Source organism: Kribbella capetownensis (genome assembly GCF_004331485.1).
GTDB lineage: Bacteria > Actinomycetota > Actinomycetes > Propionibacteriales > Kribbellaceae > Kribbella > Kribbella capetownensis.
Map to the genome: position 1 here is coordinate 136472 of NZ_SJKD01000014.1, position 22018 is coordinate 158489.

A 22018-nucleotide genomic window follows, 5' to 3' on the forward strand; every position below is an offset into this window, starting at 1 on the left:
AGTGTCTCAGGCGCCGTCGATCAGGTCGGCAAGGGCGGCCATCTCGTGGAAAACCGCGTCCGCGGCGGCCAGCTTCGCGGGGTCTGTCATCCCGGCGTACCCGAAGACCTTCATGCCGGCGGCGTTGGCCGCGGCGACACCGAGCGGGCTGTCCTCGACGACCAGGCAGTCGGCCGGTTTCACGCCTTGCTCCTGGGCCGCATGCAGGAACAGATCGGGCGCCGGCTTGCCATGGGCAACGTCCTCGGCGCTGAAGATCCGGCCCTCGAAACGGTCCAGGAACCCGACCGCGGTGAGCGCCGTACGGATCCGGCGATGCGTGCCCGACGAGGCGAGGCAGTACCTGATCCCTTGTGCGTCGAGGTGGTCGAGGACAGCCTCGACACCCGCGATCGCCTGCAACTGCGCGAACCCGTCGAACAGCCGCTGGTGGTACCGGTCCTCCAGGTCCGCCGGCAGCGGCCGTCCGAGCTGCGCCTCGGCCTTCTGCCGCATGGACGCCATACTGCCGCCCATGAAGTCACGCACCGCCTCCTCGAACGTGTAGGGCAATCCAGCCTCGGTGAGCAGCTCGGCCAGGATCGAATTGGCCAGCCGCTCGGAGTCCACCAGTACGCCGTCGTTGTCGAAGATCACCAGACCGATCACCCCAGCACCCTACGCAATGCGGCCGCCGCGACCTGGGGGGTCGCGGCGGCCACGTGCTTCGCGCGAGGGCGGATCGTGTTCCTGCTCAGTTCTCCTGGATGGAGAAGTCGGTGAAGTCGAACCGCTTCTTGGCGTTGCCGGTGGACACGACCTCGATGCCGTAGTCGACCTGCCAGGTCGTCGCCTTCGGCGCCCAGCCCCGGTTGACCATGTCGCTGAAGAAGCTCGCCAGCGGCATCGTGCCGGACTTCTGCGTCACCTGCGACACGTAGGCGGTGTAGCCGTTCTCATGCCACACGTCGTAGGTGAAGCCACCGAAGTTCACGGTGCCCACCTTACGGCCGGCCGGGACCTGGCCCTTGTTCTCGGTCCAGATCATCAGCTCGTTGTTCAGGCCGTCGCCGATCCACGCGTCGAACGCGACGTTGTAGATGCAGCCGTCGCAACTGGCCGGGGTCGCCGCCGCGAACTTGGCCGACTGGATCTTCGACAACGCGACGTCGTCGTAGTCCTTGTGCACGTTCGGGTAGGCCTGCACACCCTTGTCGCCGGGCAGCGGCTGGGTGACCTCGACGTACCAGCTGTTGTAGTTGCAGGCGCCCAGCGTGTAGGTGCCGTTGTCGTTGTTCCACATGTTGTTGTGGACGTAGTACGCGCCGAAGTTCCGTCCGTCACCCTGGTTGTTCGTCGAGGTGGTGAGGAACGACGGCTTGGTGCAGGTGCCCGCCGGCGACGAGGTCGGTGTCGTCGTGCTGGGCGTGGTCGTCGGAGCCGTCGTCGTGGGGGTCGACGTCGGCGGCTTCGTCGGGGTGGTGGTGGTCGTCGGCGTACTCGTCGGCGGCTTGGTCGGGGTCGAGGTGGTGGTCGGCGTCGGGGTGGTCGGCTGGGCCGGAGCCTCGACGAAGTCGTAGTGGGCGGTGTAGGTCAGCTTGGTACCGGCCCGGTACCGCTGGCCGTCGTAACGCAGTGCGCGCAACCGGTAGGACTTGTCGTCGGTTTTGCTCGGATCGATCGACAGCATCGCCGGTCCGGACGCCGTCGCGGTGATGGCCGTCGGCTTCTTGCCGAAGCCGTGCAGCACCGTGCAACTGGAACGGTCGTCCAGGACGCAGGTCTCGACGCGTCCGACGCTGGGGAGATCAGTGACCGCGCTGTCCGCGGCGCTGGCTGTGGTCGCAGCGACTGGTGAATCCTTGGCCGCCTGAACGGCGATCGGTGCGGCGATCAGTGCACCGATGGCAAGGAACACCGCTGGGACGACCACGCGGCTCCGGGCAGTTCGGATGGGGGGCATGCGAAAAGATCCTTTGGTTGTGTTCGACGGACCGTCACTGCCTGCCCCAGAGCTCCAGCGAGGTCCTCAACTGTTCGATTGAATCCCCAGAAGGGCCAGGCTGACCCGGCCTTGTCGTGCACAATTTCGCTCTCGCGCTTACGGCGCGCCTGACGTTATCCAACCGTGATGTGAAACGCCAACCCCACATCACGATTTAACCCAGCGTTAGGGTGCAACGCCGGCCGCGGGACCGGCGTCCATAGGGTTGTGAAGATGCGGATGATCGCGGTGGCCGGCGCCGGTCTGCTGCTCGCCCTGACCGCCTGCGGGAACGAGTCGAGCGCCGGTGGAACGCTCACCGGCAAGTCGTGGCTGTCGACCACTGTGACCGAGAACGGCGCCCCGAAACAGCTCGCTCAGAACACCCGGGTCCGGTTGCAATTCACCGATGACGGACGTTTGATTGCCGACGCGGGCTGCAACTCCATGCAGTCGAAGGTGTCGACCGGTGACGGCAAGCTGACACTCAAGGACGACCTGGTGATGACGGACATGGGCTGCCCCGGCCGGCAGGACCAGGACGGCTGGCTGTCCGGCATCCTGTCCAGCAAGCCGTCCTGGAAGCTCGACGGCAACACCCTCAACGTGACATCCGGCGGTACGACGATCGCTCTGCAGGACCGCGAGGTCGCCGAACCGGACCTGGCCCTCGACGGCACCAAGTGGGCTCTGAACACCGTGATCACCGGCGAGGTCGCCTCCCACCAGGTCGGCTCGGAGAAGGCGTGGATGACGCTGAACGGCGAACGCGTCACCGGATCGACCGGCTGCAACGACTTCCAGGGCGTGGTGGCGCAGGCTCCCGGCAAGCTGACCTTCGGGGAGCTCGCGACCACTCGTCGCGCGTGTGCCGGTGACGCGGCGAAGCTCGAGTCCAGCCTCTTGAACGGCCTCAAGGGCGAGGTCTCCTACGAGATCGACTCCAGCAAACTCGAGCTTCGCAACGCCGCCGGCGGCCTGGATTTCACCGCCGTCCGCTGAGTTCGAGGTCGAAGGCCTGGACCTCGTTCTGCGGCGTCTCGTAGGAGACGAGCAGGCGACCGTCCTTGGCCAAGGTCGCCCGCTGCGCTGCAGTCAGCGGGATCGACCAGTGCTGGACACCGTGGGTGACACTCTGCGTCGCCTGTTTCACCAGGTGACCACTCATGTCCGGTGACCACGGCGGGATGCCACCGTCGGTGACCGCACACGGTGTCAGACCGTAGTCGGGCGGCGGGTCCGCCGCGAGCGTGCAACTCGTCGTCCACAACGGGATCGCCCCGAGCTCACCGGTGGTCAGGAACGCACGCGCCGTACCGCTGCCTCGGGAGTTCGTCACCACGTCCACGCTGCTCGCGCGGAGTGCGGCGGACAGGATCTTCAGGTCGGTCGTGGGGACGCGGCCGGAGATCGGTACGCCGTTCCGTGCGGACTGGGCAATGGTCTGCGGTGACAGGGCGCCGTTGAGGTTGGGGTTGGACACGTTGGGCGGCGCCGGTGTGGTCGGACGATCTGCCGGTGGCGCGTAACCCGGCAGTGTCGCGAGACCCCAGCGGTACGGGTCGGACTGGACCGACCCGAGTGCGGACCATCCCAGTCGTGTGCTCATGTCGATGTGCCTGAGCGTCGTCGTACCAGCTGCTGACGTGTCGTCGTTGTCGTACGGCGTGATGTTCAGACCCATGCGCGACGGGTCGACGGCCGCGGGCAGGTCGGCCAGCGGGATCTTGACCTCGAGGTCGTAGCCGCCACCGGCGTACGCGTGTGGCACGGTCGTCTCGTTGCTGCCGACCCACTGTGCGGTCGACGCGACCTGTACGCCGGGTGCGTTGCCGGTGTCGAGCGGGCCACTGGAGTAGCCCTGGTGGTTGTCGGCGTCGCGCTCCCAGCACGGCCCTCCGCTCTGACCGAACGGGAAGATGCCGAGCTTGAACGTGTTCGCGGTGTCCATCAGCGCCTCCGACGCGTTACCGCGCGGGTCGAGCAGGATCTCCACCGAGTCCGCCTGCCAGTGGCCGACACACTCGGCCGGCGTGACGGCGTACGACTGGTAGTCGTCACGGACATGGACGAAGAAGTACAGCGCGTCGTCCGACCAGCTCACCTTGGCCGTACTGCCTTCACCCGTTGGGGAAACGCCACAGTCGTCGACACCGGTGCAGGTGGACGCGCCCTGCCAGATCCGGCCGAGGTCGAGCGTCGGGCCCGGGTACTCGCCGGGATCCGCCGTGCCGTCGACGACTGGGGTTGCCTGCGGAATCACGGTGGTCGGGACCAGCGTCAGTGTCAACGTCTCGCCACCGGCACCACCGGCGTACGTCGTCTTGATCGGGATCGACACGTTCTGCTGCGCGGGCAGGGCGGTGTCGGTGTTGGTGACCTTGAACGTGACTGTGGTGTCCGCACCTGGTTGCACGTCGTACGGTTTCGAGGCCGCGTCGACGGTGAAGTTGGCTGGCAGCTCGAGCGACACGGCGCCACTCTGCGGCTCGGCGGACCAGTTGTGCACGACGACCGGTACGTCGAGTGTCTGGCCGATGCCCATCGACTGGATCGCCGGGGACCGACCGAGGCGGTTGGCCTGCGGTGCGGTCGTCGCGAGCCATTCGTCGTACTCCTGCCAGTTGCCCCAGCGCTGGAACCGGCCCTCGGCTGCGGACACGATCCGTACGACGTTGTCGGTGTAGCCGGTGGCCTTCTTGGTGGTGTAGGTGGCGGCGACCTTCGCGTTCTGGTCGACCGTCGCGGTGGCGGACGGGGTCACTGTGAAGGTGATGTCCGCGCTCGGCCTCGCCGGCACGGGCTTGGGTCCGTCGGTCGTCCAGCCGGCCGGGACGCTGAGCGTGACGTTGCCTTTGGCAAGCTTTCCCTTGGGTGCCTTGAGGTGCACGGTCGCGTGGAACGGTTCGCCGGCGACGTTGTAGAAGCGGTCGAACGTCAGGTACTCCAGGGTGCCCAGCGGGAGTCCGCCCGGATCAGGTTCGGTCGCGCCGAACAGGATCGCGTCGTCGCGGCCCGCCTGCGGGTTGGCGTTCGGCTGGAACGGCACGAAGGACTGCGTCATCCCGAACCGTGGGCAGGCCGGGGTTGACGTTCCCTTGAACATCACCCGGCTCTGCGTCGGGTATGCCGCGCGACCCTCGTCGGAGACCTGCTGCCAGATCTTCGGGGTCCCGGCCGGCTGGCCTTGGACGTTCCCGGCCGGCCACTTGTACGGCGAGTCGTACCCGGTCCACACGCCCGCAACGGTGTCGAGGCCGGTCGGCGTGAACCCGGTGGTGCAGTTCGCGGCGGCCGTCGTACCGCCGGTGCCTGCTGTGGCGCCGCCGGAGAAGACCTTCTTCACCTGCCACGTGCTGAGCGCGTTCGGGCCCTTCAGTTGCTCGGGGAACTTGGTCGGGTCGGCGGCTGCGAGCACGCCTTCCCAGATCAGTCGGCCCGCCTGCTGGTGGTTGCCGTGTCCCGCGGCGAGCGTCGGCGTGAACCCGATGTACACCTCGGGCTGCGTCTCCCGGATCACCCGCGTCACCCGACGCAGCGTCTCCTCCTCGTCCCAGAAGTACTGCGTCAACGGCGCACTCTGGTTGTAGAAGAAGTCGATCCGGTCCAGGTTGAAGATGTCCACGGTGCCCGAGCGGTAGTGCGCGACCCGGTCCTCGTTCTCGCGCCGCAGCCCCAGCTCCGGGCCGAGCTCGGTGCCGGCCGCGTTCCCGCCGCCTTCACCGCGCGTCACCATGATCACGCCACACTTCACGCCGTACTGCTGATGCCAGACACCACACGGCCCGATGATGCTCGTGTCGTCGTCCGGATGGGCCCACTCCCCCATCACGTCGATCTTCGTGTTCCGATCAGCCACGTACGGCTTACCCGCCGAGTCCGGGCCTTGCGCCTGGGCCGGCACCGGCAACGCGGCAATGAGAGCAAGAGCAGCAACCACAACAATTCGCTTCACGAGCACACTCCAAAGGCGGCGGAGTTCACCAGCAACCCCTTACCTACCCACAACCGAGCGATCCCACCCCGCCTCCCGGGTGAGCACCGGCGGCGTGCGTAACGACAGGAGGTATCCGGCGCTCCGTAGTGCACCTGTGCGGAAGCGCGTCTCCGCGTACGGCGTCTCGCAGGTGCACTACCTGTCGTCCCGTACATCGTGTGCCCATGGGTGAGGCGAAAGAGGTGCTGCACGGGGGTATCTGCAGTGCTTCCGTCGCGTGCTCGCCGCCGCCCGAGGCTCTCGCGACGCTCATGTACCTCGATCAGCAACTGGGCACCGACCATGCCCAGCGTTTCCTCACCGACGACGGCCCCTGGAAACGCTGGCCAGGTTCGGCAGACATCTCGTTGCCGGACCTCCAGAGCACCGTCCGCGCCGAGGTCACCTTCGCCGCCGGCGGCAACCCAGCCATCCGCCGCACGGCGAAGAACCAACGCAGATGAACAGCCGGGATCAGCCGGCGAGGATTTGGCGGGTGGCTTGGGGGAGGGCAACGGCTACTGACAGGGCTGTGATGGGGCCGGAGGCGGAGGCGAGGGTGGCTGCGGCGGCGTGGAGGTGGGCGCCTACGGAGGCTGCGTCGAGGGGGGTGAGGCCGCCGGCCAGGAGGGCGCCGCAGAGGCCGGCCAGGACGTCGCCGGCGCCGGCCGTGGCGAGCCAGGGGGTGGCGTTGGTGTTGACGCGGACCTGGCCGTCGGGGGCGGCGATGACGGTGGTCGCGCCTTTGAGCAGGATCGTCACGTCGAAGCGCTCGGCCGCCAGGCGGGCGTGCTCGAGGCGTCGGGCCTCCACCTTCGAGCGTTCGACGCCGAGCATCCGGGCCAGTTCACCGGCGTGCGGAGTCGCGAGTACGCCGGTGTGGTCGCCGGAGTCGTCGAGTGCCTTCAGACCGTCCGCGTCGAGGATCACCGGCTCCTCGGCGTCGAGCAGCTCGCGGACACGAGCGACGTCCAGCTCGTCGCCGAGGCCGGATCCGATCGCCCACGCTTGGACCCGGCCCTCCCCGGCCACCACCTCCGGATGCGCCGACCGGACCTCGACCGCGACCGCGTCCGGGCCGACGTACCGGACCATGCCGAGCGGACCGGCTAACGCTCCGGCGGTGGCTATGACTGCGGCACCGGGGTACTGCGTGGAGCCGGCGATGAGGCCGAGTACGCCGCGGGAGTACTTGTCGGACTCGCCGGCCGGGACGGGGTAGAGCGCGCGGATATCGGCGGGTTGGAGGACGGAGACGGCGGCGGGTGGGAGGTCGAGGCCGATGTCGACCAGGTGGACCGGGCCGCAGGCGCTGGCGGCGGGGTCGATGAAGTGGCAGATCTTGTGCGTGCCGAAGGTGACGGTGAGGGCGGCGCGGACGTGCGGCGCGGGAGTCTCGCCGGTGTCGACGTCGACGCCCGAGGGCGTGTCGACGGCAACGATCGGTACGCCGTACTCGTGTACCAGCTCGACCGCGGCGAGGGCGTCGGGGCGGAGACCCGGGCGGCCGCCGATGCCGACGATGCCGTCGACCACCACGTCGGCGTCGGGAATGTCATCGGTCGAGCCGACGCGTCCGCCGGCTGTGAGCAGTGCGTCGAGGCCGGCTTGGTGGGCCTTGGAGGAGAGCAGTACGGCGGTCACCCGTGCACCGCGACGCGCCAGGTGGACACCGGCGTACAGGGCGTCGCCGCCGTTGTCACCGGAGCCGATCAGGAGGACGACGCGGGCGCCGTACGTGCGACCGAGGAAGTTGCTGATGGCAACGGCGAGGCCAGTGGCGGCGCGTTGCATCAGGGTGCCTTCGGGGAGGCGGGCCATCAGGTCGGCCTCGGCGGCGCGGACCTGCTCGACGGTGTGTGCGCGGCGCATGCGTTCAGCCTTCCAGGACGACTACCGCTGAGGCGATGCCGGCGTCGTGGCTCAGGGAGAGGTGCAGGCTCTGTACGCCGAGACGGCTGGCCTGGGCGGCGACGGTTCCGCTGATCTCGAGCCAGGGGCGGCCGGTCTCGTCGGTCTGTACTTCGGCGTCGTGCCAGTGCATTCCTGCTGGTGCGCCGAGAGCTTTCGCCAGGGCTTCCTTGGCTGCGAACCGCGCTGCCAGTGATGCGGGCGGTTTCACTGCCTCGGTCGCCGTGAACACGCGGTCCCGCAGACCGGGCGTGCGATCCAGCGTCTTCATGAACCGCTCCACGTCGACCACATCAATACCCACGCCGACGATCATGTTCCTCACCCTAGCTGGAGGGTGAAGCCGTGGATTGGCGGACTCGCATTTCTACGGCCAGGTCCATTCGGAGGGCTGCGGGGGTGATGCCTCGGGCGAGGTCCAGGACCAGGCGGGTGGCTAGTTCGGCCATTTGGCGGAGGGGTTGGTGGACGGTGGTGAGGGTGGGGCCTACCCACTGGGCGACCGGGAGGTCGTCGTAGCCGACGACTGAGAGGTCGCGGGGGATGTCGAGACCGAGTTCGCGGGCGGCCTGGTAGACGCCGAGGGCCTGCATGTCGCTGCCGGCGAAGATCGCGGTCGGCCGGTCCTTCAGACCCAGCAGCGCAGTGGCTTCCCGATGCCCACTCTCGACCCCGAAGTCCCCCGACCCGATCAAGGCCGGATCGACCGGCACCCCGGCCGACCGCAGCGCGTCCGTGTAGCCGTCGACCCGCTGGCGTGAGCAGAGCGTCTCCACCGGCCCACCGATCATCCCGATCCGCCGGTGCCCGAGCTTGAGCAGATGCATCGTCGCCATCCGCCCGCCGTTCCAGTTGGCCGAACCGATGGACGGTACGTCGTCCCCCTCGTCGCCGACCGGATCGACCACCACGAACGGGATCCGCCGCGCCTCCAACTGCGCCCGCTGGTCGGGGTCGAGATCGGAGAACACCATGATCACGCCGAGCGGCCGCCGGCTCAGTACCGACTCGATCCACTCCTGCCGCGGCCGCCGGGAGGCGCCGCACTCGGACAGCACCAGCTCGACACCCTCGGCGCGGACCACTCCCTCGACACCGTGGATCAGCTCGACCGCCCAGTCGCCACCGATCTGGTGGAAGACGAGATCGATCATCGGACTACTCGCCGTACCACTGGTACGCCGCCGATACCCGTGCTCCTGGATCAGGCTCTCGACCTTCGCGCGGGTCTCCGCGGACACATCGGCACGACCGTTGAGCACCTTGGACACGGTGGGCACGGAGACCCCGGCCTGCTCAGCAATCTGCGCAATCGTCACCCGGTCGCCCACAACGAGCACGATACAACCCGACCCGAAACTTTCGACCTAGTGGTAGATCGTGCGGCGCTCGGAGTCGGGGATCCCGCTGAGGCGGTAGAAGTACGTGTTGACCTGGTCGCGCCACTCGCGCGCGTTGGCGAGCTGTCCCTCGAAGCGAGTGCTGATGTTCTCCCGCGTGACGGGCTCGAACCGGTCGGCGATCGCCTTCCACCGCGTCAGCATCGTCTCGACCTCGTCGTACCCCTGGAAGTGGGTGTCGTAGATCTGCTGCAGCACCGTCCGCCCGTTCTGCAGCACGTGGTCGTACGGGACGTGATGGAAGAACAGCAGCAACTCCTCCGGGCAGGTGTAGACGCTCTCGTACCGGCCGGCCAGCGGCTCCGGATACTGCCCCGTGAACCCTGACCCGGTGGCGACCGTCCGATCGACGCCGACGCCATTGCGATCCGCGAAGTGGTACGTCCCCCACGCCGAGTACTCGTACCCGTTCACGCTCGGCCCATAGTGCGACCCCGGCGACACCATGAAACCGACACCGAGCGGCGCCGTGTACCGCTCGTACGTCCGCCACGAATCAGCCATGATCGCCACGAGCTCCGACCGAGTCCGGTCGTCCATCGCGAAGGTCGCCGCCGCCCACTCGTGCAACAGACTGACCGGATCCGCGGACGGATCCCACGCCAGCCGCCCGTATGCATACAGGTTGCTCTGGGCAAGTTTGTGCCCGGTCCAGTTCGCATCGTCACCAACGTTGGACACGGCAACGATCGCCTTGGTGCGGTCGGCAACAGTCGCCCCACCGGCGCCGGTCGTGTCGAACTGCAGGATCTCCCGCCACCACGGACCCAGATAGCACAGATCCTTCTGCTGCCCGGTGTACTCCTGCGTCACCTGCAACTCGAGCGCGAACCGCGTCTCCTGCAACTCCCCCAGCAACGGCGACACCGGCTCGCGCGCCTGGAAGTCCAGCGGTCCGTGCTTCACCTGCAGTACGACGTTGTCCTCGAACCGTCCGTCCAGCGGAATGAAATGGTCGTACGCCGCCCGCGCCCGGTCGGTACTGCGATCACGCCAGTCCTGGTGAGAGTCGTACACGAAACACCGCCAGAACACGGTCCCGCCGTACGGCGCCAGCGCCCGGGCGAGCAGGTTCGCACCATCGGCGTGGGTCCGGTCGTAGACATGCGGTCCCGGCCGGTTCTCCGAATCCGCCTTGACCACGAAACCGCCCAGATCCGGTACGACGTCGTGCACCCGGCTGACCGCGGCCGACCACCACCGGATCACGCGCGGGTCGAGTGGGTCGGCAGTGTCGAGATCGCTGAGCTCCATCGGCGCTGCGAAGTTCACCGAGAGGTACAGCGCGATCCCGTACTCGCGGAACACCGCAGCCAGCCGGGACACGTCCGGCAAGTGCTCGGTGATCAGCCGGGTCTCGGCCGCGTGCACGTTGACGTTGTTGATCGCCACCGCGTTGATGCCGATCGAGGCCAGCAACCGGGCGTACCCGCGGACCCGGGTGAGGTCCGCCACCACCCGCCCGTCGCGGAAGAATATCGATCCACCCGAGTACCCGCGCTCGACCGCGCCCATCCGCGGATGCGGCACCAGGTTGTCCCAGTGGTCCAGCATCCGGATCGCGATGGCCGGCCGCTCGACCACGACGAACTCGCTGGTCATCCACTCGAAGTACCGCAGCACATAGAAGTAGCCGTACAGCAGGCCGCGGCCGGCTTCGGCGGCGACGACGAGATTGTTGCCGCGTCGCGCCACTACGAAGCCCTCGGCCCCTAATCCCTCGTCGGGGAGCGCAGCCTCGACCTCTTGCCACAAAGGCGTCTCGCGCACCCGGCCAAGGGTGCACAGGGCAACTTCCACGTCGTTGCGGATCCGCCGGGTCTGCCGGAGTTCGGCCCGGATCGTCTGCGCCAGCGCGCCGGACGCATGGATGGTGACCTCGGGCAGCCGCTGGGTGCCGAGCCAGCAGGGGTCAACCGTCATGCCTCGACCACGCTCCCGAGCGACCCCTCACTCATCCCGAAAGTTTCGATGTCACTTCCGGTGCTGGACTGCGAACACACCGTACGGACCGCGCCACGGACCGTCAAGAGCCGAGTAAACGGTTTCCCGGCACTCCGGCTGCGGCCTGGTTGAGACGAAGCCCACTCCCGCCCGGTGTGGGTGCACCGTCCGCGGGTGGGAAGAATGGGGCTCATGCTGCAGCCGTCGCGGGAGGTGACTCCCTATACCGAGCTGGACCGGGCCGCCTGGGCGCAACTGGCCGAGACCACCGTGTCCCCGCTCACCGCCGAGGAGATCGAGCGGCTGCGCGGTCTCGGCGACGAGATCGACATGGACGAGGTGCGCGAGGTCTATCTCCCGCTGTCCAGGATCTTGTCGCTGTACGTCCGGCACGCCCGGGCACTGCACGCGGACACCGAGAGCTTCCTCGGCAAGCCGGCCGAGACCCGGACCCCGTTCGTGATCGGCATCGGCGGCTCGGTTGCCGTCGGCAAGTCGACCACCGCCCGCTTGCTGCGCGAACTGCTGGCCCGCTGGCCGGAGCATCCCCGGGTCGCGCTCGTCACCACCGACGGCTTCCTCTGGCCGAACGCGGAGCTCGAACGCCGCAACCTGATGATGCGCAAGGGCTTCCCGGAGTCGTACGACCGCAAGTCACTGCTGCGCTTCGTGGTCGAGGTCAAGTCCGGGATGGACACGGTCGAGGCGCCGGTCTACTCCCACCTGCACTACGACCGGATGCCCGGCGTCCGGACCACCGTCGAGCAGCCGGACATCCTGCTGCTCGAGGGCCTGAACGTCCTGCAACCCGCCCCGCGGCACGCCGACGGCAAGAGCGGCCTGGCGGTCAGCGACTTCTTCGACTTCTCCGTGTACGTCGACGGGGCCGCCGACGACATCCGCAGCTGGTACGTGCACCGCTTCCTCAAGCTGTGGGAGACGGCCTTCCGCAACCCGGAGTCGTACTTCGTCCGGTACGGCGAGCTGAGCCGCGAGGAAGCGATCAAGAAGGCCGAGTCGCTCTGGGACGGCATCAACGGCCCCAACCTGCGCGAGAACATCCTGCCGACCCGCTCCCGCGCCACCCTCGTCCTCCGCAAGGGCGCGGACCACGCCGTCCGCTGGGTCCGCCTCCGCAAGCTCTAACCACCCCTCGCCCTCTCTCCCCACTTTGAGCACGCACCACCCGCCTGTCGCCGACTTTGAGCACGCCTCAACCATTTCCGGGGGTGGAAAGTGGTTGGTGGGTGCTCAACGTGGGGGTTGGCGGGTGAGGTGGCGGGCGAGGACGCGGAGGGTTTCGGCGGTGGCGACCGCGTCGCTGCGGGCGTTGCCGTGGCGGCCGTCCGAGCTGTAGAGGCTCGGATCCGTCGACAAGGGATGGTCGGTCAGGTGGACGTGGATCGTGCCAAGCTTGTCCGCCAGCGATGCGGTCCGGTCGGACAGTGTCCGCATCCGTTGCCTCAGTCCCGGCCGCAACCACCCGACGACCGCGGGGCTGTAGGAGACGTCGAACATGCCGAGCGTCATCACGTCAGCGCCCGAGTCCTGCAGCGCCGTGATCATCAGCGTCAGCTCGCGGTCGACTCGCTCCGGGTCGTACGTCGCCGGGAACGCATCGTTGCCACCGCCAACGACCAGTGCAAGATCCGGACCGAACACCAGCGCCCGCTCCAACTGGGTGCTGAGGATCTCGCGAGTGCGCAGACCGCTGGCTCCAAGGTTGAGATACACCAGCTCGGGACAACTCTGCTGCAGCTCGTGTGCGATCCGATCCGCCCACTGGAGCTCGCTGTAGCCCTCGACCGGTTCGCACAGCCCTTCTGCGACGCTGTCACCGAGTACGACGAAGCGCCGCCACGGGTGACCGGCGAGCAGTTCAGCGCTCTCGCCGGACGCAAGACAATAGGGATCGGTCTCCTCGTTCATGTCGCCTCCACCGCGGTCGTCGGTGCATCGAGGACGCGGCCCGGCCCTCGGCGTACGAGTGGGAAGACGCTGACGATCAGGCACACGATCCCGGACAGGACCAGCGACGGGATCAACCCGAACCAGCTGACCAGCTCGCCGGCGAGCAGTGCGCCGAGTGGGAGTCCGGCGAACGACGTGGCCGCGACCACTCCGATCACGCGCGCCTGCAGATCCTTCGGGACGTGTTCGTAGAGAGCGGCGCCGAAGACCGGGTTGATGGCGGCCATCCCGATCCCTGACAGGAACGTCACCGCCACCACCAGCAGCAGGTCGTCGCTCAGCCCCAGCACCAGCAGTCGCGGGCTGCCGCCGATGACCGCGCCGAGCGCGAACGTGAGGTACCGCGGCAGCTTGGTTGCGAGGACGGCGAATCCGATGCTGCCGAGCAGTGCACCCGCCGAGAACGCGCCCAACGTCAGACCGAGACCGGCAGCCGTGCCGAGCTGCTCTTTCACCCACAACGGGATGAACACCGCCGTACTCGCGCTGCTGAACACGTTCAACGTGAAGGTGGTGATCAGCATCGTCGCGAGCAACGCATCCCCGCGCACGAATGCGAAACCCACACGGAGCGAGCGGAAGTACTTCTCCCGTACGGCGGACTCTGGCACCGCCGGCGGGTTGACGAATCCGGCGACCAGCACGCCGCAGACGAGGAAGGTCACCGCATCGATCCACAGCACTGATGCGGCGTCGGTCCAGTAGATCAACAGACCGGCGAGCGGAGCAGCGAGCAAGGTGGCGCCCCGCGCGAACGCCTCGTGGAGTGACGTGATCCGGATCAGTTCGACCTCTGCGGCCTCGGCCATCGGCCGGACGAGCAGATCCTTGGCGCGGTCCGCGGCGCCGCGCAGGCCACCGGCAAGCGCGACGAGGACGAGCAGGGCGGCGAACCCGAGCCCGGTGGTGGCCGCGATCGCCGCCACCGCGACGGCGCTCGCGAGGTTGGCGAGGACCGACGTACGCCGGGCTCCGAGGTTGTCGATCACAGGACCGGCCATGATGCTCGCCACGATGTACGGGATCATCTCGACCGCCGCGACGATGCCCATCCGGGCGGCACTGCCCGTGGTCACCAGCACCAGCCACGGGATCGCGACCATCGAGATCCGGCTGCCCACCGCGGACAGCACATCCGCGGTGAACAGCACCACCAGCCCACGACGCGGCGTCATCACACCGTCAGCCCCTCCGGGTGGAGTTCCGCATGGAGCTTGCGGAGGGCAACCTTGTCGACCTTCGCGATGCGGGTCAGGGGAAGTTCGTCGACGAAGTCGATCGTGGCGGGCGCCCACATCTCGTTGAGCGCGGCGGTGACGTGGCGCTGCAGCTCCTCGGGGGAGACCGGCGTACGGGCGACGACGAAGGCGTGCACGGCTTCGCCGACGACAGGATCGGGTACGCCGATGACGGCAGCGGTCCGGACGGCGGGGTGGCTGCCGAGGACATCCTCGATCGGGCGGCAGAAGATGGCCCAGTTGCGGCGGGTGGTGACGATCATGTCGTGCACGCGATCGACCAGGAACAGATACCCGTCCTCGTCGACGTACCCGAGGTCGCGCGTCCGCAGCCAGCCGTCGACCAGCGTCTCCGCGGTCAGCTCGGGCTTGCCGAGGTACCCGGCGAACGTGAGGTTGCTCCGCACCCACACCTCGCCGGTCTGTCCCGGCGGCAACACCTTGCCGTCGTCATCCCGGATCTCCAGCTGCACGTCGCCGTACGACGTACCTGCCGAGGCCAGCCGCTCGGGATGCAGGGGATCCTGGGTGAGGCCCGGTTGTGTAGTGACGACGACGGCTTCGCTCAACCCGTACACGATCCGGAGCACAGGCCCGAAGCGCGCGATCCCCTGGCGCAGCCGCGCGGGCGTGGCCGGCCCGGCGCCGACGTTCAGCATGAACAGACTGCTGCAGTCGAAGTCCGCACCACCGGGATGATCGAGCACCTCGTAGAGCATCGGCGGTGTCACGTACGTCGACGTGATCCGCTCGGTCGACACGATCCGGTAGAACTCCTCCGGTGACCAGGTGTCGGTGAGGAACAGCACGCCGCCGGTGAACAGGTTGAAGAAGCTGGTGATCTGCCCACTCGCCAGCCACAGCGGCGATCCCGAGTAGTGCCGCAACAGCGGGAAGCCGTTGCCAACAAACACCGATGCCAACTCGAGGATCTGGTCGTAGAACGCCTGCGTGTGGTGCACCAGCTTGGGATCGCCGGTCGTACCACTCGTCTGCAGCACAGAGTCCGGCGCCGGCACGCGGGCATCGATCTCGTACGATGCTCCGTCGCCGAACAGTTCGGCGACGCGGAACACCGGCATCGGTGCGAGCGACGCCGCGAGCTCACGACCCAGATGCCCCGTGCCATCCGGGTCGTACACGAATGCGTCCGCGTCGGCGAGCGTCGCGAACCGGTCGATCTCGCGCCGGGACGTGATCGGCGCGCTCCACAGCACGCGGCAGCCGTGTAGATGCGCAGCCAGTTGAAGGGCGGGGGCGTCGAAGCAGTTCGCCGCCATCACCAGCACCCTGCTGCCCGGCCGGATCCCTGCGTCGCGCAGCCCCGCCGCGATCCGCAGTACGTCGGCGATCAATTCGCCGTACGTCGCCTTCCGGTCGCCGCGAACCAGCGCGAGCCGGTCGGCGAATCGACGGAACAGCGTGAACACCTGCAGCACATAATTGCTGCTGTTTTCGGGCACGGCGAATTCAGGCGGCATTTCGTCTGCTTTCCCTCGACTCCGGCCACCCCCAGCCGTGGCGGCGACTCTACCGGAGCCGCGGACGGCTGCAAAGAGCCTGGAAACCGCTCTACAGTGGCGGATCCGTCGCTCTCCGGAGTCGGTCGGTCACTTCGTCCGCCAGGTGAAGGAATACCCCTGCGAAACCGGGGTGCGAGATCTCGGCTAACCGTTGCCCATGAATTTCCGGAAATGCAATTCCGGTGCATTGACCGGATTCCTCGCGGCGTATTACGTTCCGTCCGCATCCATTCCGCCGGGAGGTCCGTCCATGCACATTTCCAGGCACATTTCCAGCAGTTGGCGCACAGTCGCCGTGACCGCCGCCCTCACACTCGCAGGCTCGACTCTGGCCGGCGCGAGCTACGGAGGCGATCGCGACAGCGAGTGGGTCGGCACCTGGGCGACCGCGGTCACCCACGGCAACGCCACCGGCTCGACCAACCTCGGGCTGACCGACCAGAGTGTCCGGCTGGTGGTGCGCCCGACCGTCGGCGGCAGCAAGATCCGGATCCGGCTCTCGAACATCTACGGCGAGAAGACCGTCACCGTCGGCGCCGCGACCGTTGCCAAGTCCAACAAAGCGACACCTGAGCTGTCCGACATCGACCCGAACACCCTGCGGACGTTGACGTTCGGCGGTTCGGGCAGCGCGTCGATGGTGACGGGCAGCGAACTGCTGAGTGACCCGGTCAACCTGCGGCTGGGCACTCTCGACGACCTCGTGGTCAGCCTGTACTTCCCGGAGAACACCGGCCCGACGACGTTCCACGGCTCGTCGATCCAGGACAACTTCGTTGGCCCGTCCAACCTCGTCACCCAGCCCGGCGGCGCGGCGTACACACTGACCCGGCGCTGCTGCTGGTTCTTCCTGTCCGGCGTGGACGTGCAGACCGATGACTCGGACGGCTCGATCGTCGTACTCGGTGACTCGATCACCGACGGCACCAACAGCACGCCGAACGCCAACAACCGTTGGCCGGACCAACTGGCCGAGCGGCTCGCCGCGAACGCCGGGCACAAGTCGTTCCCGAGCGTGCTGAACGCCGGGCTGGCCGGCAGCCGGCTCAACCACGAGGGCAGCGAGCCGTCCGACAACGGTGCGTTCCCGGGGTTCAACGAGGTCGGCGTCAACGCACTGGCCCGGCTGAACGAGGATGTGTTCGCCCAGACCGGCGTACGGACCGTGATCACCGAACTGGGCGTCAACGACATCTGGATGTCGGACGACTCCGCGGCCGAGATCATCGGCGCGCTGCGCCAGGTGAACGCACAGGTGAAGGAGCGCGGACTGCGCAGCCTGGTCAGCACGATCACGCCGTTCGAGGGACTCAGCGGCACGGACAGCTGGACCCCGGCCAAGGAGGCCACCCGGCAGGCCGTGAACAGCTACCTGCGGTCGAGCCACGAGTTTGACGGCGTCCTCGACTTCGACAAGGTCGTCCGCGACCCGGCCCACCCGAGCCAGCTGAACCCGGCGCTCGATTCGGGCGACCACATCCACCCGAACGAGGCCGGCTGCCAGGCGATGGCCGTCTCGGTTCCGCTCAACCTGGTGCGCTGACCGGTGCGCACCGCCAACGAGATCCTCGCCGCTCTGGGATCCGAGGACGGTCGCCGCGATCCGATGCCGCTGTTCGCGGAGCTGCATCGGATCGGCCCGGTCTGCCGGCTCGCCCCCGGCAGTTCGCCGTACGCCGTGGTGGTGAACGGGTACGACGCCGCCCAGGAGGCACTGAAGGACACCAGGTTCCACCGGTTGCTGTCGGCGGATCCGAATCCGAAGGAGCTGGTACTGCGCCGGCTCGGTGGGTCGATGATGTTCCGCAACGAGCCGGATCACCTGCGGATGCGCAAGGTGTTCCAGGCCGTGCTGACCCCGCGCCGGCTGACCGGGTTCGAACCGGTGGTGGACGCGCTGACCGAGGAGTTGCTCGACGAACTGGGCAAGGGCGGCGCGGACCGGAAGGTGGTGGACTTCGTCGACTTCGCCTACCGGCTGCCGATCACGGTGATCGGCACGTTCCTCGGCATCCCGCGCTCCGACCTCGGCTGGTTCCGGGATCGGACGCAGCGGATCGACGAGTACCTCGACCTCGGCGGCAAGGCGCCGGAGAAGCTGGCGGCTGCGAACCAGGCGGCCGGCGAACTGAACGACTACTACGCCCGGATGATCGCCGAACGCCGGATCCGCCCGCGCGACGACCTGGTCGGATCCCTCGTGCACGCACTGGACTCCGGTACGTCGGGGATCGACGAGCAGGAGCTGATCGACAACCTGCTGGTGCTGGTGAACGCCAGCTTCGTCACCACGATGAACCTGCTCACCAACGGGCTCGAGCTCTTGCTGAACCAGTCACGGCTCGTCGATGCGCTGCGTGACGATCCTGGCCTGGCATCGGACTGCGTCGAGGAGATCCTCAGGCACCAGAGCTCGGTCCAGCTGATCAGCCGGAAGGCGTCGACCGACATCGAACTGGCCGGCGAGACGATCACCGAGGGCAGCCTGGTCCTCATCCTGCCCGGCGCGGCGAACCGCGATCCGGCCAAGCACCCCGACGCGGACACCTTCGATCCGGGGCGCGACGACCTCCAGCATCTGTCTTTCGGCGCCGGACCGTTCTACTGTGTCGGCGCCGCACTCGCCCGGATGGAAGGACGCGCGGCGTTCGCCCAGCTGTTCCAGCGGTTCCCCGGTCTGCAACTCGCCGGAGAGCCGGTGCGCAGCCGCAGTCTGCTGCTGCGAGGGCATCAATCCATGCCGATCCGAATGGGGTGATCCGGATGCCGTTGGACCCGCAGGTCGAGGCAATGCGCGCCGAGCGCGAGGCCGCCAACGTGCCCCAGCTGTACACCCAGACCCTGGCCGAGGCGCGCGCCGCCGACCTGGCCTCTATCCAGGCCGCGGGTGGTGAGGTCGAGTCGGTCCACCATGTCGAGGACCTCAGCACCGATGCCGGGCTGCCGCTGCGCGTCTACCGACCCGACCTCGCCGGCCCGCTGCCGACGCTGGTGTACTTCTTCGGCGGCGGCTGGACGCTCGGCAGCATCGAGACCGCCGACGGCATCTGCCGCAAGCTCGCCAACGCCGTTCCCTGTCAAGTCATCACGGTCGGCTACCGGCTGGCGCCGGAGCACCCGTTCCCGAGCGCGGTGCACGACTGCCGCGACGCCACCCAGTGGATCGCCGCGAACGCTGACAAGCTGCAGGTCGATCCGGCGCGGCTCGCGGTCGGTGGGGACAGTGCCGGTGGCAACCTCGCGATCGCGACCACCTTGCTTGCCCGTGACAACGGCCCGGCGCTGGCCGCGCAGTTGCTCGTCTACCCGAACACGCTCTACGGCTCGGACACGATCTCGATGCGGAACGGCGACGACCCGTACCTGTTCAACAAGACGTCGGTGGGCTGGTACTGGGACCACTACCTGACCGACTCGGCCGACGGTCTCGACCCGCTCGCCTCACCACTGCTGGCCGACTCGCACGCCGATCTCCCGCCCGCGCTGGTGATCACCGCGGAGTACGACCCGCTGCGTGACGAGGGCGAGTACTACGCCGAGAAGCTGCACGCCGCCGGCGTACCGACCACGCTCAGCCGGTACGACGGGATGGTGCACGGCTTCTTCGCGATGTCCGGCATCCTCGACGGTGGCAGGAACGCGATGGCCGAAGCGGCGACCTGGCTCGGCGGGATCTTCCGCGATGCGTGACGCCTGGCGGCACGATGGCTGAGTCGCTGGCCGACTACGAACGGCTGGCGGCAACTGCCCTGCCCCGGTCGGTCCACGACTTTGTCGCCGGAGGTAGCGGCGCCGAAACCACGCTCCGGCTCAACCGTGCTGCCCTCGATGCGCTGACCCTGACGCCACGCGTTCTCGCCGGCGTCGACGAGCCCGATACCTCCACGACCCTCCTCGGCACCGAGCTCGCACTACCTGTCGCTGTGGCCCCGATGGCGTACCAGCGCCTGCTCCACCCTGACGGCGAGCTCCTCCTCGCGCAGGCCGCCGCTGACGCCGGGATCCCCTACGTCATCAGCACCTTGAGCAGCTACCCACTGGAGAAGATCGCGGCGATCGCACCGTCCTGGTTCCAGCTGTACTGGCTGCGCGATCGCGGGCTGGTCGAGTCCCTGGTCGAACGCGCCGTCACCGCCGGCTGCCAAGCGCTCATGGTCACGGTCGACGTACCGGTGATGGGCCGTCGGCTCCGCGACGTACGGAACTCGTTCACCCTCCCACCCAGCGTGGTTGCGGCGAATCTTGTCGACATGGTGACAGAGGCACACTCCGAGGTGCCAGGGCTGTCGGCTGTCGCCGCGCACACCGCCTCGGCCTTCGATCCCGCTTTCGGTTGGTGCGATGTGGAGTGGCTGCGGGCGCGATGCCCGATTCCCCTACTGGTGAAGGGGATTCTCGATCCAAGAGACGCGCGCCGCGCTGTCGAGGCCGGCGCCGACGGATTGGTGGTGTCGAACCACGGTGGCCGCCAGTTCGACGGAGCACCGGCCTCGATCGATGCCCTCGGCCCGATTGTCGATGCGGTTGGCAAGGACTGCCCCGTACTCCTGGACAGCGGCGTCCGCAGCGGCACCGATGTACTCAAGGCGCTGGCGTTGGGTGCGTCCGCCGTACTCGTCGGGAGACCGTTGCTGTGGGCATTGGCTGTGGAAGCGGTGGACGAGGCGCTGGGCTTGTTGAGACACGAGTTGCGCGATGCGATGCTGCTGGCCGGATGCGCGGAGCTGGCTGCGGTGGCAGAGTTGACGACGGGGAGAACGCCGTGGCAGATCTCAGGTTGACCGAGTTGCACGGTTCGCTCACCGACCGGGCGCTGAACTCGATGAACTTCCTCAACGAGGTCTCGCATCACTACCCGGACGCGATCTCGCTCGCCGCCGGCCGTCCGACCGAGGAGTTCTTCGCGGTCGACGATCTGCACCGCTACCTGGACCTGTTCGCCGAGCACCTGCGTTCGCAGGGCTACGACGAGCCCTCGGTGCGGCGGACCATCTTCCAGTACGGCCGGACCAAGGGGATCGTCCACGACCTGGTCGCCCGCAATCTCGCCGTCGACGAGGGCATCCACGTCGACCCCGAGGCGATCGTCGTCACGGTCGGCTGCCAGGAGGCGATGGTCCTCACTCTCCGCGCACTCCGCGCCGACCCGTCCGACGTACTGCTGGCAGTCTCCCCGACGTACGTCGGAATCACCGGCGCTGCCCGACTCCTCGACTTCCCCGTGCTGCCGGTCACCGAGGACGACGATCTCGCCACCGTGGTCAAGGCGGCGCGGGCAGACGGTCTGCGACCACGGGCGTGCTACGTGATGCCGGACTTCGCCAATCCGTCCGGACTCAGCCTGGATCTGGACGCCAGGCATGAACTGCTTCAGGTTGCCGCCGAGCAGGACCTGCTGCTGATCGAGGACAACCCGTACGGCCTGTTCCCGGCCGAGGGCGTCGACCGGCTGCCCACACTGAAGGCGCTCGACACCGAACGCCGCGTCGTCTATCTCGGCTCGTACGCCAAGACCGGGCTGCCGGGCGCCCGGGTCGGGTACGTCGTGGCCGACCAGACCGTCGAGGCGCCGGACGGGACCACTGGACTGCTGGCCGACGAGCTGTCGAAACTCAAGAGCATGCTCACCGTGAACACCTCTCCGGTCGCCCAGGCGGTGATCGGCGGCAAGCTGCTCGCGAACGACTTCAGCCTGGTCGCGGCGAACCGGCGGGAGCGAGAGTTGTACGCCGCCAACCTGCGCGCGATCACCGACGGCCTGGCGGCCCGGTTCCCAGCCGGCGAGATCAGTTGGACCGTGCCCTCCGGTGGGTTCTTCGTCGTCGTCACGGTGCCGTTCGGTGTCGACGACGTACTGCTGGAGAAGTCCGCCCACGAGTATGGCGTGCTCTGGACCCCGATGGGCCATTTCTACGACGGCGATACCCCGATCCACGCGCTGCGGCTGTCCTGCAGTGCGGTCACCCCGGCGCAGATCGAGGCGGCGCTGAACCGCTTGGCCGCCTTGATCACTGATCAACTGCCGTAACTGGTCCTCTCGCGCGGGCTGAAACTGGATCTGTAGGGGATACCGGTCCGGCCCTAGCGTGAAG

General features: G+C 67.9%; 18 protein-coding genes. 8 read left to right on the top strand and 10 right to left on the bottom strand.

Annotated features, from left to right (window positions below):
* Positions 1-6: 6 nt before the first annotated feature.
* Entirely contained in the window at positions 7-648 is a 642-nt protein-coding gene (locus E0H75_RS40045; protein ID WP_238163549.1) for an HAD family hydrolase, read from the bottom strand.
* A gap of 85 nt (positions 649-733) precedes the next feature.
* Positions 734-1942 carry a GH12 family glycosyl hydrolase domain-containing protein gene (locus E0H75_RS40050; protein ID WP_131518957.1) on the bottom strand — a complete coding sequence of 403 codons (1209 nt, stop codon included), beginning with the start codon at positions 1940-1942 and terminating at the stop codon, positions 734-736.
* Positions 1943-2197: 255 nt separating this feature from the next.
* Between E0H75_RS40050 and E0H75_RS40055 the strand changes: the two genes are divergently transcribed.
* The gene (locus tag E0H75_RS40055) at positions 2198-2965 is read left to right on the top strand and encodes an META domain-containing protein (protein ID WP_238163550.1); all 768 of its coding nucleotides are present in this window, start codon (positions 2198-2200) and stop codon (positions 2963-2965) included.
* Here the strand turns inward: E0H75_RS40055 and E0H75_RS40060 are convergent.
* Entirely contained in the window at positions 2949-5918 is a 2970-nt protein-coding gene (locus E0H75_RS40060) for a PIG-L family deacetylase (RefSeq protein ID WP_131518958.1), read from the bottom strand. The genes E0H75_RS40055 and E0H75_RS40060 overlap by 17 nt on opposite strands.
* Positions 5919-6124: 206 nt before the next feature.
* Here E0H75_RS40060 and E0H75_RS40065 point away from each other — a divergent pair, with 206 nt between their 5' ends.
* Complete coding sequence (locus E0H75_RS40065; RefSeq protein WP_131518959.1) at positions 6125-6403, top strand: DUF6000 family protein; 279 nt, start codon at positions 6125-6127, stop codon at positions 6401-6403.
* A gap of 10 nt (positions 6404-6413) precedes the next feature.
* Here E0H75_RS40065 and E0H75_RS40070 read toward each other — a convergent pair whose 3' ends face one another.
* The 4 genes from E0H75_RS40070 to E0H75_RS40085 are packed head-to-tail and all read right to left on the bottom strand — an operon-like array spanning position 6414 to position 11173.
* The gene (locus E0H75_RS40070) at positions 6414-7811 is read right to left on the bottom strand and encodes an NAD(P)H-hydrate dehydratase (RefSeq protein ID WP_131518960.1); all 1398 of its coding nucleotides are present in this window, start codon (positions 7809-7811) and stop codon (positions 6414-6416) included.
* Between the two features lie 4 nt (positions 7812-7815).
* Positions 7816-8166 (bottom strand): holo-ACP synthase, encoded by a 351-nt coding sequence (locus E0H75_RS40075; protein ID WP_131360863.1) that lies wholly within the window; start codon positions 8164-8166, stop codon positions 7816-7818.
* Positions 8167-8176: 10 nt separating this feature from the next.
* Complete coding sequence (locus tag E0H75_RS40080) at positions 8177-9181, bottom strand: LacI family DNA-binding transcriptional regulator (RefSeq protein ID WP_238163551.1); 1005 nt, start codon at positions 9179-9181, stop codon at positions 8177-8179.
* 36 nt (positions 9182-9217) lie between these two features.
* Positions 9218-11173 carry an alpha-glucuronidase gene (locus tag E0H75_RS40085; RefSeq protein ID WP_131518962.1) on the bottom strand — a complete coding sequence of 652 codons (1956 nt, stop codon included), beginning with the start codon at positions 11171-11173 and terminating at the stop codon, positions 9218-9220.
* Positions 11174-11377: 204 nt separating this feature from the next.
* On the opposite strand from E0H75_RS40085, the gene coaA reads away from it, so the two are divergent.
* Positions 11378-12340 carry a type I pantothenate kinase gene (gene coaA, locus E0H75_RS40090; RefSeq protein ID WP_420323316.1) on the top strand — a complete coding sequence of 321 codons (963 nt, stop codon included), beginning with the start codon at positions 11378-11380 and terminating at the stop codon, positions 12338-12340.
* 105 nt (positions 12341-12445) lie between these two features.
* On the opposite strand, the gene E0H75_RS40095 is transcribed toward coaA, so the two are convergent.
* The 3 genes from E0H75_RS40095 to E0H75_RS40105 are packed head-to-tail and all read right to left on the bottom strand — an operon-like array spanning position 12446 to position 15884.
* Positions 12446-13123 (bottom strand): SGNH/GDSL hydrolase family protein, encoded by a 678-nt coding sequence (locus E0H75_RS40095; protein ID WP_131518964.1) that lies wholly within the window; start codon positions 13121-13123, stop codon positions 12446-12448.
* The gene (locus E0H75_RS40100; RefSeq protein WP_131518965.1) at positions 13120-14340 is read right to left on the bottom strand and encodes an MFS transporter; all 1221 of its coding nucleotides are present in this window, start codon (positions 14338-14340) and stop codon (positions 13120-13122) included. The genes E0H75_RS40095 and E0H75_RS40100 overlap by 4 nt, the downstream gene beginning before the upstream one ends.
* Complete coding sequence (locus E0H75_RS40105) at positions 14340-15884, bottom strand: class I adenylate-forming enzyme family protein (protein ID WP_131518966.1); 1545 nt, start codon at positions 15882-15884, stop codon at positions 14340-14342. The genes E0H75_RS40100 and E0H75_RS40105 overlap by 1 nt, the downstream gene beginning before the upstream one ends.
* Positions 15885-16176: 292 nt before the next feature.
* On the opposite strand from E0H75_RS40105, the gene E0H75_RS40110 reads away from it, so the two are divergent.
* From E0H75_RS40110 to E0H75_RS40130, 5 genes are read left to right on the top strand one after another with little or no spacing between them, the layout of a single operon-like run.
* A complete protein-coding gene (locus E0H75_RS40110; RefSeq protein ID WP_131518967.1) occupies positions 16177-17469 on the top strand; it encodes an SGNH/GDSL hydrolase family protein in 1293 nt (430 codons plus the stop codon).
* A gap of 3 nt (positions 17470-17472) precedes the next feature.
* On the top strand, positions 17473-18684 hold the full coding sequence (locus E0H75_RS40115) for a cytochrome P450 (RefSeq protein ID WP_202873402.1): 1212 nt from the start codon (positions 17473-17475) through the stop codon (positions 18682-18684).
* Between the two features lie 5 nt (positions 18685-18689).
* On the top strand, positions 18690-19616 hold the full coding sequence (locus E0H75_RS40120; RefSeq protein ID WP_131518968.1) for an alpha/beta hydrolase: 927 nt from the start codon (positions 18690-18692) through the stop codon (positions 19614-19616).
* A gap of 14 nt (positions 19617-19630) precedes the next feature.
* The gene (locus E0H75_RS40125) at positions 19631-20707 is read left to right on the top strand and encodes an alpha-hydroxy acid oxidase (protein WP_131518969.1); all 1077 of its coding nucleotides are present in this window, start codon (positions 19631-19633) and stop codon (positions 20705-20707) included.
* On the top strand, positions 20689-21954 hold the full coding sequence (locus tag E0H75_RS40130) for an aminotransferase-like domain-containing protein (RefSeq protein WP_202873403.1): 1266 nt from the start codon (positions 20689-20691) through the stop codon (positions 21952-21954). The genes E0H75_RS40125 and E0H75_RS40130 overlap by 19 nt, the downstream gene beginning before the upstream one ends.
* The last annotated feature ends 64 nt before the right edge of the window (positions 21955-22018 follow it).